The 12959-nt window shown below is 42.9% G+C and carries 9 protein-coding genes and 1 pseudogene; 5 read left to right on the top strand and 5 right to left on the bottom strand.

The genetic code is table 11. The features are described from left to right. Positions 1 to 144, top strand: a pseudogene (locus H6G28_RS23510) (photosystem II D2 protein (photosystem q(a) protein)); the annotation flags it as partial. Then, positions 128 to 1516: a photosystem II reaction center protein CP43 gene (psbC, locus tag H6G28_RS23515; RefSeq protein WP_190595213.1), complete on the top strand. Its 1389-nt coding sequence runs from the start codon at positions 128 to 130 to the stop codon at positions 1514 to 1516. The pseudogene H6G28_RS23510 and the gene psbC, both read left to right, overlap by 17 nt. A 300-nt stretch (positions 1517 to 1816) precedes the next feature. On the opposite strand, the gene H6G28_RS23520 is transcribed toward psbC, so the two are convergent. From H6G28_RS23520 to H6G28_RS23530, 3 genes are read right to left on the bottom strand one after another with little or no spacing between them, the layout of a single operon-like run. Then, on the bottom strand, positions 1817 to 2119 hold the full coding sequence (locus H6G28_RS23520; RefSeq protein WP_190674635.1) for a CU044_2847 family protein: 303 nt from the start codon (positions 2117 to 2119) through the stop codon (positions 1817 to 1819). Between the two features lie 41 nt (positions 2120 to 2160). Next, complete coding sequence (locus H6G28_RS23525) at positions 2161 to 2997, bottom strand: SWIM zinc finger family protein (protein WP_190674637.1); 837 nt, start codon at positions 2995 to 2997, stop codon at positions 2161 to 2163. Positions 2998 to 3035: 38 nt separating this feature from the next. Beyond that, positions 3036 to 6269, bottom strand: a complete 3234-nt coding sequence (locus H6G28_RS23530) for a sll1366 family intein-prone helicase (RefSeq protein WP_190674640.1) — start codon at positions 6267 to 6269, stop codon at positions 3036 to 3038. Positions 6270 to 6892: 623 nt separating this feature from the next. Between H6G28_RS23530 and H6G28_RS23535 the strand changes: the two genes are divergently transcribed. The 3 genes from H6G28_RS23535 to panB all read left to right on the top strand — a co-directional run bounded on the left by H6G28_RS23535 (position 6893) and on the right by panB (position 11499). After that, entirely contained in the window at positions 6893 to 9049 is a 2157-nt protein-coding gene (locus tag H6G28_RS23535) for a polyribonucleotide nucleotidyltransferase (protein WP_190590878.1), read from the top strand. Between the two features lie 470 nt (positions 9050 to 9519). Then, complete coding sequence (locus H6G28_RS23540) at positions 9520 to 10641, top strand: ligand-binding sensor domain-containing protein (protein WP_190674643.1); 1122 nt, start codon at positions 9520 to 9522, stop codon at positions 10639 to 10641. A gap of 87 nt (positions 10642 to 10728) precedes the next feature. Beyond that, a complete protein-coding gene (panB, locus tag H6G28_RS23545; RefSeq protein WP_190590882.1) occupies positions 10729 to 11499 on the top strand; it encodes a 3-methyl-2-oxobutanoate hydroxymethyltransferase in 771 nt (256 codons plus the stop codon). A 180-nt stretch (positions 11500 to 11679) separates the two neighbouring features. On the opposite strand, the gene lepB is transcribed toward panB, so the two are convergent. Together lepB and H6G28_RS23555 are read right to left on the bottom strand one after the other, a co-directional pair. After that, on the bottom strand, positions 11680 to 12252 hold the full coding sequence (lepB, locus tag H6G28_RS23550) for a signal peptidase I (protein ID WP_190674646.1): 573 nt from the start codon (positions 12250 to 12252) through the stop codon (positions 11680 to 11682). Positions 12253 to 12386: 134 nt separating this feature from the next. Further along, positions 12387 to 12806: a hypothetical protein gene (locus H6G28_RS23555; protein WP_190590886.1), complete on the bottom strand. Its 420-nt coding sequence runs from the start codon at positions 12804 to 12806 to the stop codon at positions 12387 to 12389. Positions 12807 to 12959 lie beyond the last annotated feature (153 nt).

Raw genomic sequence — 12959 nt, forward strand, 5'->3', positions numbered from 1 at the left:
GCCGAAGACCCAGAATTTGAAACTTTCTATACCAAAAACATTTTGCTGAACGAGGGTATCCGCGCTTGGATGGCTCCTCAAGACCAGCCCCACGAACAATTTATATTCCCTGAGGAGGTATTACCTCGTGGTAACGCTCTCTAATAGACCCGCAGTTATGGGTGGCGGTCGTGACCAAGAATCCACCGGTTTTGCTTGGTGGTCTGGTAACGCTCGTTTGATTAACCTGTCTGGTAAACTGCTAGGCGCTCACGTTGCTCATGCTGGCTTAATTGTCTTCTGGGCTGGAGCAATGACATTATTTGAAGTTGCTCACTTTATCCCAGAAAAGCCTATGTACGAACAGGGCTTAATTCTGCTACCTCACCTCGCTACTTTAGGTTGGGGTGTAGGCGCTGGTGGTGAAGTAATTGACACCTTCCCCTACTTCGTAGTTGGTGTACTCCACCTAATTTCTTCCGCAGTCCTGGGTTTTGGTGGTATCTATCACGCAGTTCGCGGCCCAGAAACCTTAGAAGAGTATTCTTCCTTCTTTGGTTATGACTGGAAAGACAAAAACAAGATGACCAACATCATCGGCTTCCACCTGATCATCTTAGGTTCTGGTGCGTTGCTGTTAGTGCTGAAGGCGATGTTCTTCGGTGGTCTCTACGACACCTGGGCTCCTGGTGGTGGTGATGTGCGCGTCATTACAAACCCAACACTCAACCCAGCAGTTATCTTTGGCTATCTGATCAAAGCTCCTTTTGGTGGCGAAGGTTGGATTGTCAGCGTTAATAACTTGGAAGACGTAGTTGGCGGTCACATCTGGATTGCATTAATTTGTATCTCTGGTGGTATTTGGCACATCTTCACCAAGCCTTTCGCTTGGGCGCGTCGTGCCTTTATCTGGTCTGGTGAAGCTTACCTTTCCTACAGCTTAGGCGCATTGTCCTTAATGGGCTTTATCGCTTCTTGTATGGTTTGGTACAACAACACCGTTTACCCCAGCGAATTCTTCGGCCCCACAGGCCCTGAAGCTTCTCAAGCACAAGCTTTAACCTTCTTAATTCGTGACCAACGCTTAGGTGCTAACGTTGGTTCTGCTCAAGGCCCCACCGGTCTAGGTAAATACTTGATGCGCTCTCCTTCTGGTGAAATCATCTTCGGTGGTGAAACCATGCGCTTCTGGGATTTCCAAGGCCCCTGGTTAGAGCCTCTGCGTGGCCCTAACGGTCTGGACTTAGACAAAATCAAGAACGATATTCAGCCTTGGCAAGCTCGCCGCGCTGCTGAATACATGACCCACGCTCCTCTGGGTTCTTTGAACTCTGTAGGTGGTGTTGCAACTGAAATCAACTCTTTCAACTATGTATCTCCTCGTGCATGGTTGTCTACTTCTCACTTCGTATTAGGATTCTTCTTCCTAGTAGGTCACTTGTGGCACGCGGGTCGCGCTCGTGCTGCTGCTGGTGGTTTCGAGAAAGGTATCGACCGTGAGAACGAACCAGTAATGTTCATGAATGACCTCGACTAAGTTGAAGTCCTTTTTTCATCACTGACAATCGAATTTTTAAAAGGCTCTTGTTTTACGACAAGAGCCTTTTTCTTTGAATTAGGACTTACGCAGTAAGACGAAAAATCAAGGGTTTGAGCAAGGGTATAAGGGTAGGGTGTTGACTTTGATAAGATTTACCCATTTTTTATTCATACAGTTTTGGAAGGAGTAATGAGTGATGAGTAAATACCAATGGCTATTACTTAAAGAACGCAAAAATAAATTCAACCAGGAAAGAATTGTGTATGAATTTTTCACCCCTCAACCCTTACACCATTCTCAACAGTGGTTCCATTCTAAAGTGATCTCCAGATTACCTGTATCATTACCTTTCACTAATATAGGTGTGAGCTTCCCTGATTCAATGCCAATATCTATGCCAAATTTGACACTAGCTTTATCTGGCTTAACTTTATTTAATACTTCGGCAATTTCTGTTACAAGAGCTTCTAGGGGGGTTGTGACTTCGCTAAACGGTCTAACTTGAATATTTGGTTTGCGATCGCCTATTGGTGTAGCTTCAACTTTAATATTAGTACCATCAGCAAGTTCTACTGTAATAATTCTGCTTTGAATTTCCATGTGAGTTTAAATACATATCCATGCTGTAATAACATACAAACTTAACCACCACCCACATTCATCGCTGCTAACATCGCTTTTTGGCTAACATCTTTGTAAACGCCATCTAAATATTTCATGACCACATCACCCGCATTAACACTGACCGCTTCATCTTCAGTTTTAGCTAAGGGAATTGCACCTAAAACATCTAAGACTGTATCACCCATACTAGGCGCAATCACTACTAAAGATGAATCTAAAGGCTCATGATATTCCCAAAAAGCATTAAGATTGACTGCGGGTTGCTGAGGAGTAATTGTGTATGGAATCTCTGATGTTGCAGGTGTATTTGCTTTTGGTTTAGCGCCGCGTAGTTGGCGTAAGTTATGAATAATTTGTTCTTTAGTCCGACCGCGTAATTGAAACAGCACAAAGGGGTCTTCACTAAATCTGTCGCCTAATTGATAGTAAATTGCGCCAACGTGTTTACAAGGGTTAGCTTTATCTGGACAAGAGCATTTACTGTGAACATCACCCAAAGTAAACGGAAATAACGAAAGACCATTAGCCGTAAAAACTTCTTCAATATTTTGGGGCATTTCTCCTGCTAATAATTTGGCAGCGAATAATGCTTTTTTAGACATAGTTTCAATGACATAACCCCACTCTTCATCAGTAAAAGAGTTAAGAGAAAGGGACACTGTGTAAGGTTCGACTTCACTACCTTGGACTTTAGCTAATACTTTCGCGCCTTTAAATTCAATGCTGAGAACATTACCTTGCCGCGCATAATTTCTGGCACGTTCTAACCGCTTTTTAAACCGATAAGAATCGAGTAATTCTAGCCATCTTTGTGACCACCATTCCCGGCTTGCTTGTAATGTGTAACTAGTCATCATTCATCTCTAGTAATTAACTTAAAAAATACTCGGCTTTATTCTGCATCTTCATCAATTAAAGCATTGCGGTCAAGGATGAGTAAATTTCGCAGTTGGTCTGTATCTAACTCAGTTAACCATTCTTCTCCAGCACTCACGACTTGTTCAGCTAACTGCTTTTTACTTTCAATCATGTCGTGAATTTTTTCTTCTAAAGTGCCAGTGCAGACAAATTTATGTACTTGCACATTTCGCGTTTGACCAATGCGAAATACTCGGTCTGTGGCTTGATTTTCAATTGCTGGATTCCACCATCTATCAAAGTGAAATACATGATTGGCACGGGTTAAATTCAAGCCTACACCACCCGCTTTTAAAGAAAGAATCATTATCGGCGGCCCTTGTGGATCATGTTGAAATCGGTCTACCATTTCCTCGCGTTGTTTTTTACTGCTACCGCCATATAAAAAGAAAACTTCTCTGCCTAATTGCTGTTCTAAATAGGGTTTGAGTAACTTACCCCATTCCGCAAATTGAGTGAAGATTAACGCCCTATCTCCTTCGGAAATCGCCACATCTAACATTTCTTCTAGACGTTGCAATTTACCAGAATTATGTTCTCCTAATGTGCTTTCTTTTAAATACTGGGATGGATGATTACAAATTTGTTTGAGCTTAGTTAGTAAAGCTAAAATCATACCTCTGCGTTGCAATCCTTCGGCGGATTCTATTTCTACTAAGGATGTATCGACTGCTTGTTGATAAAGTGCGGCTTGTTCTGTAGTTAAACCACAAAATATTGTCATTTCTTGCTTGTCCGGCAAGTCTTGAATAATTTCTTTGTCTGTTTTCAACCTTCTTAAAATAAATGGCTGAACTAAGGAACGCAATTGAGTTAAAGAAGCCGCATCACCATACTTTTCAATCGGCATAGCAAACCGCCGTTGAAAGAATTGTTTATTACCCAAATAACCAGGGTTGAGAAAATCTAAAATCGACCATAATTCTTGCAATCTATTTTCTACTGGTGTGCCTGTTAAGGCGATGCGAAATGTTGCTTCTATTTGTCTAATTGCCTGGGACTGTTTAGCATCAGGATTTTTGACATTCTGCGCTTCATCTAAGACAATTATCTGCCAAGAAACAGTCTGTAATAATCTCACATCTCTGTGAATTAAAGAATAACTAGTAATAACTAAATTATGCTTATTTACGGCTTCAACAAATGCCTTTCCTTTGGGGCGTTTGTCACCGTGATACTGCATAACTTTCAGGCTGGGGGCAAATTTTCTCACTTCCCGTTCCCAGTTGCCTAACACAGAAGTGGGACAGACTAATAAGATGGGTTTTTCTAGTACGTCTTGTTCTTTGAGGTATAAAATAAATGCTATAAGCTCAATGGTTTTACCTAGTCCCATGTCGTCGGCGAGACACGCGCCTAAACCCCAACGTTCCAAGAAAGCCAGCCAAGCCGCACCTCGTTCTTGATAGGGACGCAATTTTCCTTGGAAACTGGCGGGTGTGGGTAAGGGTGTAATTTCCTGATTATTTGTCAACGCCCCAATTAATTCTTGTAACGCCCCCGATGCTTCAAAGCTAACAACTGGTAATTTTTCAATCACCTGGGTATCACCTGTACTCAGGCGTAAGGCATCTTCTAAAGAAAGTGCCATTTGTTCTTTACGGGAAGCAAAAAATGTCTGGGCTGTTTTAATATCTTGGGGACGTAATTCCACCCACTCGCCGTTAATTTCTACCAAGGGACTATTTAAAGCGACCAGTCTGTCAAACTCTGCTTTAGAAATTGTCTGTCCCCCGATCGCCAATTGCCATTGAAAATTCAGCAAACTTTGTAAACCCAAGCGTTCTTTTTGCTTTTTGGGGGTTTCGGCGGTAATTTTCAACCCTAAACGGTTCGCCCAGCCTTCGCGGTTTGTCAAACTAGGTGGCAGAATTACACCCAAACCGCTATCTTCCAATCTCCAAGCCACAGACTTGATAAATTCATAAGCTTGGATGGGGTTGAGTTGGCAAGATTGGGGATATTCTGTTTCTAAGCTGGGTGTAATTGTTCCATATAATCGAGAAGCTAAACCCAAACCACGCAAAAAAGTTTCTTGGGGTTTTTCAATGGTGCGGTTTTGATAAATTAATTCTTCAACGGGATTTTGCCAAATTGTTGCTGCATCCACTACAAATTCAGGATCATCCGCCGCCTGGAGAAAGTACGCCAGTTTCCATTCTGTTTCTCCCACTTCTGGGGAAGATAGTTGAAAACAAGTTCGAAATAAGGGCTTTCCTGTAAGTTGATGTTGTAACGGCAAAGTCCAAGCTTTCAGCGCCGCTTCTAAGCGTTCTACACCAATTGCATCTGCAACCACGGTACTAGATGCACCCGTTAAAGCTTGTAACCACTGGCGAATTGCTGACGGTAAAGCCGCCATCACTCTGGTTTCGATGATGGGTTGATTACCCACCATTTGCCGCACTTGCACATCTATGATGCTGTTGAGGAAATCTAAAATTAACTCTTGAGGCGATTCGGGTAAATTGACATATATATCCCCACTCCCGACTCCCGACTCCCCATTCCCAAATTCCTGATAAGTCCGACAACCTAGAGGCATTTTCGCGGCGAACTTTTCTAAGCGAGTTCCATCTACCGCACTGTCTAACAAAACTTGCCAGTTAGCGAATATAGTACCGTCCGCTTGGTGTTGAATATTCGGTAAAAATTTAGAACGGGAAATTAAATCTAAACTCCAACGGGCTACCTGTGACCAAAATCTTAAATCTCCAGCTAAAAAAGCAGCTTCACCATTAGTAATGTTGAGAGGAAGAGATTGGAGAAATTGAATTGCTTCGCTGGTATTCAGGCAAAAACCTGCAACTTGCCAAGGTTGGAGATATGGTGCAGCGTCAGAATTTAAATCTTGGCTGGCAGAATGTAAAGGTAATAAGTTGAAGCTGTGATCTTCCTTGGTTTCGCTAATCTGAGTTCGTAAAGCGATAATTTGCGAATGGCTTGGTAAGCTGATTTCTGACGGTTTTGGAGTTTTGCGCGATCGCCCTGAAGTTGGTGCTGGCTGTGGCTGAGTGCTGGCAATTCTCAGATTCCTTCCTGCTAACCACTCACTCAACTCCACGGCTGTCATTGTTAACGGATGTGGTGGAATTTCTAAGGATTGATTTACATCCCAATTTACTTGCGGCGATCGCCAAGTTTCTCCCCAGATAAATAAACAACTGTTTTGATTTTTTCTTACCCAGCTACCGTGTAAAATCGCCATTGTGAATTACTCGAATTATTCTCAGATTAAATTATTGAAAATTAAAATTTTTTATATATTATTTTGATTTTCGCCCTATCAAATTAGCAAATTAATTAACATTCTAAATTATCAAATTATTACTTAGTTTAGAAAAAATTGCCATTTCAATATCTGCTAAAAGTCAAATTGCTATTTATAAATAATTTGAATTAATATTTATTTTGTTGAGGCGATCGCCGCCATATTTCCAAGGTTGGTACTATTGTACAACCAGGGCTACATGCTGGTGTGAGATTGTTTTTCTCTAATTTAAGAATGATTTAAGAAAGATCCCATTCCGTTGCAGAGTTGTAAAAAAATCTACTTTTTATACCTTACCTCCACCAGTAGTTGAGCAATGACAGAGATTGCCATACATGCAATTTCTCAAACTTTTGAGTATGATTAGGCATATTCTACCTGTGGTAATCCACAAAGATAGCCAAGCCGTCGAATTTACTGCCGCTTAATAGGCAAATATGTAATAAATTTGGCAGCAAATCACTTGTTTATCTTTGTATGTAACAGAAGCCAGCCAGAGTGCAGAAATGTTAGGATTGCCACAGAGAGAGAATAGCGTGCATAGAAGGAAAAAAAACTGAATGGCAGAAGTTGAAAAGTCAATATCCTTTGATGGACGGGATATTCGACTGAAGTTAGGCCTACTAGCTCCCCAAGCTGGTGGGTCGGTTTTGATAGAATCAGGGGATACAGCTGTTTTGGTAACAGCTACGCGATCAGAAGCCAGAGAAGGCATTGATTTTCTGCCCCTTACCGTAGACTACGAAGAAAGACTTTATGCAGCAGGTAGAATTCCTGGTGGGATTATGCGCCGGGAAGGTCGTCCACCGGAAAAAGCAATTCTCACCAGCCGTCTCATAGACCGTCCTCTGCGTCCTTTGTTCCCTTCATGGTTGCGGGATGACCTGCAAGTTGTGGCTTTAACATTATCAATGGATGAGTTAGTGCCACCTGATGTTTTAGCAGTTACTGGTGCTTCCATAGCGACCTTAATTGCCCAAATTCCCTTTAACGGGCCAATGGCAGCCGTAAGGGTAGGGTTAGTAGGAGATGATTTTATTATTAATCCTACTTATGCAGAAATTGAAGCCGGAGACCTGGACTTGATCGTAGCTGGTTCGCCAGAAGGCGTAATCATGATTGAGGCAGGAGCCAATCAGTTGCCAGAACGAGATATTATCGAAGCGATTGATTTTGGCTATGAAGCAGTACGCGATTTAATTAAAGCCCAGCAAGATATCATTGCTGATTTGGGTTTGCAAATCATTCACCAAGCACCACCAGAGGTAGACCAAACCCTGGAAAATTATATCCGCGATCGCGCCAACGACGAGATTAAGAAAATTCTGTCTCAATTTACATTTACTAAAACTGAGCGTGATACTGCTTTAGATGCAGTTAAAGATACCATCCAAACTGCGATCGCTGAATTATCAGAAGAAGATCCCGTTCGCGTTGCGGCTACTGCTGACCCCAAAGCAGTTGGTAAGACTTTTAAAGAAATCACCAAATATTTCATGCGCCGTCAAATCGTTGAAGACAACGTGCGCGTTGATGGTCGCAAACTTGATGAAGTCCGTCCGGTTTCTTGTCAAGTTAGTGTCTTACCAAAACGAGTCCACGGTAGCGGTTTATTTAATCGCGGACTGACTCAGGTATTATCCAACTGTACCCTTGGTACTCCCGGAGATGCCCAAAACCTCAACGACGACCTCCAAACCGACCAATCTAAACGTTACCTCCACCATTACAACTTTCCTCCCTTCTCCGTCGGCGAAACCAAACCATTACGCGCCCCTGGTAGAAGGGAAATTGGTCACGGCGCTTTAGCAGAACGCGCAATTTTACCAATTCTGCCACCCAAAGAACAATTTCCTTATGTAATTCGGGTAGTTTCCGAAGTACTTTCTTCCAACGGTTCCACCTCAATGGGTTCGGTTTGCGGTTCTACCCTCGCCTTGATGGATGCTGGTGTCCCAATTATCAAACCCGTTAGCGGTGCAGCAATGGGTCTGATTAAAGAAGGTGATGAAGTCCGCGTTTTGACTGATATTCAGGGCATTGAAGACTTTTTAGGTGATATGGACTTCAAAGTTGCTGGAACAGATGCTGGGATTACAGCCTTACAAATGGATATGAAAATCTCTGGTCTGCCTTTGGAGACCATAGCCCAAGCCATTCACCAAGCCAAAGATGCCCGGTTGCACATTTTAGATAAAATGCTGCAAACCATCGACCAACCACGTACCGAAACATCACCCTACGCACCACGTCTGCTGACTATCAAGATTGACCCAGACATGATTGGTCTAGTCATCGGCCCTGGTGGTAAGACAATTAAAGGCATTACAGAAGAAACTGGTGCCAAAATTGACATTGAAGATGATGGTACAGTGACTATTTCTGCCGTCGATGAAAGCAAAGCCAAGAAAGCGCGGAACATTATCCAAGGAATGACTCGCAAGCTGCATGAAGGGGATGTCTACGCGGGTCGCGTTACGCGAATTATCCCAATTGGTGCATTCGTGGAGTTTTTACCCGGTAAGGAAGGAATGATCCACATTTCTCAACTTGCTGATTATCGCGTCGGCAAAGTCGAAGATGAAGTTGCAGTTGGTGATGAAGTGATTGTCAAAGTGCGTGAGATTGACGGCAAAGGCCGAATTAATCTCACACGTTTGGGTATTCATCCAGACCAAGCAGCTGCGGCCAGAGAAGCTGCGGCAGTAAATCGATAAATCGATTTGGGATTTTAGAGATGATCTAAAATCCGCGATGCCTTTGTTGTAGGCATCGCCGTAGCTTTTTTAAAATATCAATTAACAATAAGCCGGACGACTGAAGTCGCGTCTAGATGAACGAAGCCTGCCTAGCCTACGGCAAAGCCCCAGCCGAACGCAGGCTAAAAAAATTATAAGTTGTATCTATACAATCAATGTTTGACAGCCTAATTTTGGGAATTATAAAAATAGGTTCTCAGAATTTTTTGCGATTATGCTTTTAACAAGGTAAAAAATACTTAACAAATCTAGATTATTTAAAATATCGCATCCTTGACTCAAGTGCTTAAACCGAAATTCTTAATCAGTAATTTCTGGGAAAAATACCTGAAGACGATTTAAACAATATCAACAAAGGGAATACTGAGTTTAACCGCCTGCCAATTTAGGTAATGGCTAAACTTACTGTCTTTTGAGGAAATGTCACCGTGGTATTGTTTCGCAAGCATATAAGTTTTTTGACGACTTCGATTTTGCTGGGGTTGATGACTTTACCAAACATTGGCCTGGTAATGATGACAAATCCAGCCCAGGCGCAAACCAATAGTGAAAATCCATCAACTCTGACTCCAGATGTTCAGCGATCGCAAGTGACTCCTTCTTACCCAGCTTCTGCACCACCGCCACAAGTTAAACCTTTACCAGACGAGAGAAATCTGGAGGAAAGGTCAATAGAAACAGATTACCGTGTCAGTAACTTGCTGAAAGACTTTAAAGGAAATTTGTGGGTGGGTTATTGGCGGGGATTATCGCGGATTGACCCCAAGACAGGTAAAATATTAGCGCGGGTAAATTTACCGAATGTGGCGATCGGTGCTTTAGCTCAAGACAAAGTGGGGCGTTTATGGGTGGGAACTTATGAAGGACTGATGCGAGTTGACCCCCGGACAAATGAAATTACAGCGCAGAATTTGTTTTTACCTTCCAAGCGGGTGTTGTCGATGTTAGTTGACAAGCGCGGTTACTTGTGGGTGGGTACTGATAGCGGTTTAGCTTTAATTAGTCCTGACCAAGGCTTAATTATGACGACAGTGAAAAATTTACCTGGAGTCAGCGCCAACACCTTAACTTTAGATGCAGAAGGTCAACTGTGGGTGGGGACTTTAGATGGTTTGGTACGTGTAAATACTACCAACGCTTATATTATGAAGCGGATTGACGGTTTACCAGGTACAACAGTGCAAACTTTAGCTATTAGTCCAGAAGGGTTAATTTGGGCGGGAATGGCTAACAATTTGCTGGTAATTGACCCAAAAACAGATAAAGTATTGCGATCGGTGACTCCATTGCGGGGACGGAATGTCACAGCAATCAAATTTGCCCAAGATGGTAGTGTTTGGGTAGGGACAAACAATGGTTTGTTACGATTAAATCCACACACAGGCGCACTTTTAGATCAAGTTGCAGGACTCCCTTCTAGTCGAGTGCTTGCGCTTGTACCAGATATTAGTAATAAATTATGGATCGGCACTAGTGAAGGTTTAGCTTGGTTAATGCCCAAAATGGGTGGTGCAAAACCCCATCTTGCTTTTACTCGTGCAGTGAAATGAGGGAGTGGTGAGTTGGGAATGGGGAATAGTAATTCCTTGTTTCCTCTCCCTACTCCCTACTCCCTACTCCCTACTCCCCAGTCAAAAATGCCAGTTACTACCCAGCAATTAATTCAATGGAAACAACAGGGACGTGCGATCGCAGCGTTAACTGCTTGGGATTATGCGATCGCCCAACTGATCGACGCGGCTGGTGTAGACTTAATTTTGGTCGGAGACTCGATGGCGGTGGTTTTAGGTTATGAAACCACACTCCCCATTACCCTAGAGGAAATGCTATTTCATGCTAAAGCAGTACGTCGGGGTGTCAAACGCGCTTTAGTGGTGGTTGATTTACCATTCTTGACTTATCAAGAAAGTATTGCTCAAGCTATGCACTCAGCCGGCAGAATATTGAAAGAAACTGGAGCGCAAGCAGTCAAGCTAGAAGGTGGCTATCCAGCGATGGTAGAAACAATAGCACGTCTAGTCCAGGCGGGAATCCCGGTGATGGGTCATGTGGGATTGACACCGCAATCAGTTCATCAACTAGGTTTGCGCCAACAGGGAAAGACTGAAGAACAAGCAGAGAGAATTTTAAATGAAGCGATCGCCTTAGAACAAGCGGGTGTCTTCTCCATTGTGTTAGAGCATATTCCCGCAGATTTGGCAAGGCAAATCACCGAAAAACTCAGCATTCCCACAATTGGGATTGGTGCTGGTTCCTACTGCGATGGTCAAGTGTTAGTCACTTCAGATGTTCTTGGTCTTTCCGCCAAGCAACCACCGTTTGCTAAAACCTACACCAACCTGCGGGAAACAATTACTCAAGCGGTACAAGATTACACTATTGAAGTGCGGGAGAGAAAATTTCCGTAATTTTTATTGAGTGCTGAGTGCTGAGTGCTGAGTGGGGGGAGACAAGGTAGAGGGGGGAGACAAGGTAGAAAGATTGCTTCCGTATCCCCCTTGTCCCCCTTGTCCCCCGTGTCTCCCGTGTCCCCCTTGTCCCCCTTGTCCCCCAACTCCCCACTCCCCACTCCCAACTCCCACTTAAGATTAAATAAACCCAATGCGGTGTAAAGGCCAAAAGCGAAATACGGCGCGACCGATGATATTTTGTCTGGGGAGAAAGCCCCAATAACGGGAATCATTACTGTCGTTGCGGTTGTCTCCCATGACAAACAACTCATCTGGTGGAACCTGTACTGGCGGGAATGGCTGATTTGCTGGTTCAGCGATGTAATCTTCTGACAAAGGTTGATTATTGAGATAAACTTTACCACCAGCCACTTTAATAATTTCCCCTGGTGTAGCAATTACCCGTTTAATAAAAGCTTGGTCTTTGGGGTAGCCGCGTTTCTGTAATTCTTCGGGGGCCTGAAAAACTACGATATCCCCAGTGGCGGGAGGTTGAAAATGGTAAGAAATTTTTTCGACCACCAAGCGATCGCCTTCATATAAAGTTGGCACCATAGAATCAGAAGGGATGTAGCGAGGTTCCGCCACAAAAGTTCTGATTAATACTGCCAATAATAAAGCGATCGCTACTAAAGTTAAATTTTCTCGCCAACCACGCCATGTTTTTGATGAGGTATTAGCTGCTTTTGTATCAGTTTCCTGGGGAATCATAGAATTTTTTAGCCAGTGCAAACAGTGGGATAAATGCCTTCTGCTATATTATTTACCAAATAAACAGGAATACCCATCACTACTACCTCATTTCCTCAAACAAATTCAATGATGGTTAATGATGGGTAGAAAAACTATTGCCACGGTGAAGAAGGTAGTTGGGCAATTGACTGCACAGCACAGCCTTCTAAAAATATAGGGACACGTCCACAGTTAGGACATTTCATCACATCATCTTGTTGAGTATCAGGTTTATTTTTTGGTTTAGGTTTAGAATTTTGTGGTGTGAGAAAAATCACATCAATAGATAATGGAGTCGAACAATGACGACATTCACAAATTATTAACTGTCCGGCATCACTCGTTTGATAGACTTTTAGATGTTGTGTGGGATAAAATTTTTCTGGTTTTTCTGAGCTATCTGAGCTGTCGTATCTTTCGGATCTTTCGTATCTTTCGGATCTTTCGTATCTTTCGGATCTTTCTGACCTTTCGTATCGTTCTGATCTTTCGGGTTTTTCTGGTTTTGATTGTTCTTCAAGCTTTTCAGACATCGGTTTGACCATGTTTCCTTACAGAGCATTCAATTGAATTTTGAGGTACTGTTAGTGCAGCATTAACATTTAAGAGACACTGCTGTGACTTCCGATTCAGAATGCAACTAAACACTTTTAGCACGCCATACTAAATACTACAACCCCAGATTC

It is taken from the genome of Nostoc sp. FACHB-190, assembly GCF_014696905.1.
Classification (GTDB): Bacteria; Cyanobacteriota; Cyanobacteriia; order Cyanobacteriales; family Nostocaceae; genus Nostoc_B.

Excerpts from the sequence above, each read along its gene's own strand:
- H6G28_RS23520 (WP_190674635.1), bottom strand. The coding sequence starts at position 2,119 with ATGGAAATTCAAAGCAGAATTATTACAGTAGAACTTGCTGATGGTACT.
- panB (WP_190590882.1), top strand. The coding sequence starts at position 10,729 with ATGCCAGTTACTACCCAGCAATTAATTCAATGGAAACAACAGGGACGT.
- H6G28_RS23525 (WP_190674637.1), bottom strand. The coding sequence starts at position 2,997 with ATGACTAGTTACACATTACAAGCAAGCCGGGAATGGTGGTCACAAAGA.
- H6G28_RS23535 (WP_190590878.1), top strand. The coding sequence starts at position 6,893 with ATGGCAGAAGTTGAAAAGTCAATATCCTTTGATGGACGGGATATTCGA.
- H6G28_RS23555 (WP_190590886.1), bottom strand. The coding sequence starts at position 12,806 with ATGTCTGAAAAGCTTGAAGAACAATCAAAACCAGAAAAACCCGAAAGA.
- H6G28_RS23530 (WP_190674640.1), bottom strand. The coding sequence starts at position 6,269 with ATGGCGATTTTACACGGTAGCTGGGTAAGAAAAAATCAAAACAGTTGT.
- lepB (WP_190674646.1), bottom strand. The coding sequence starts at position 12,252 with ATGATTCCCCAGGAAACTGATACAAAAGCAGCTAATACCTCATCAAAA.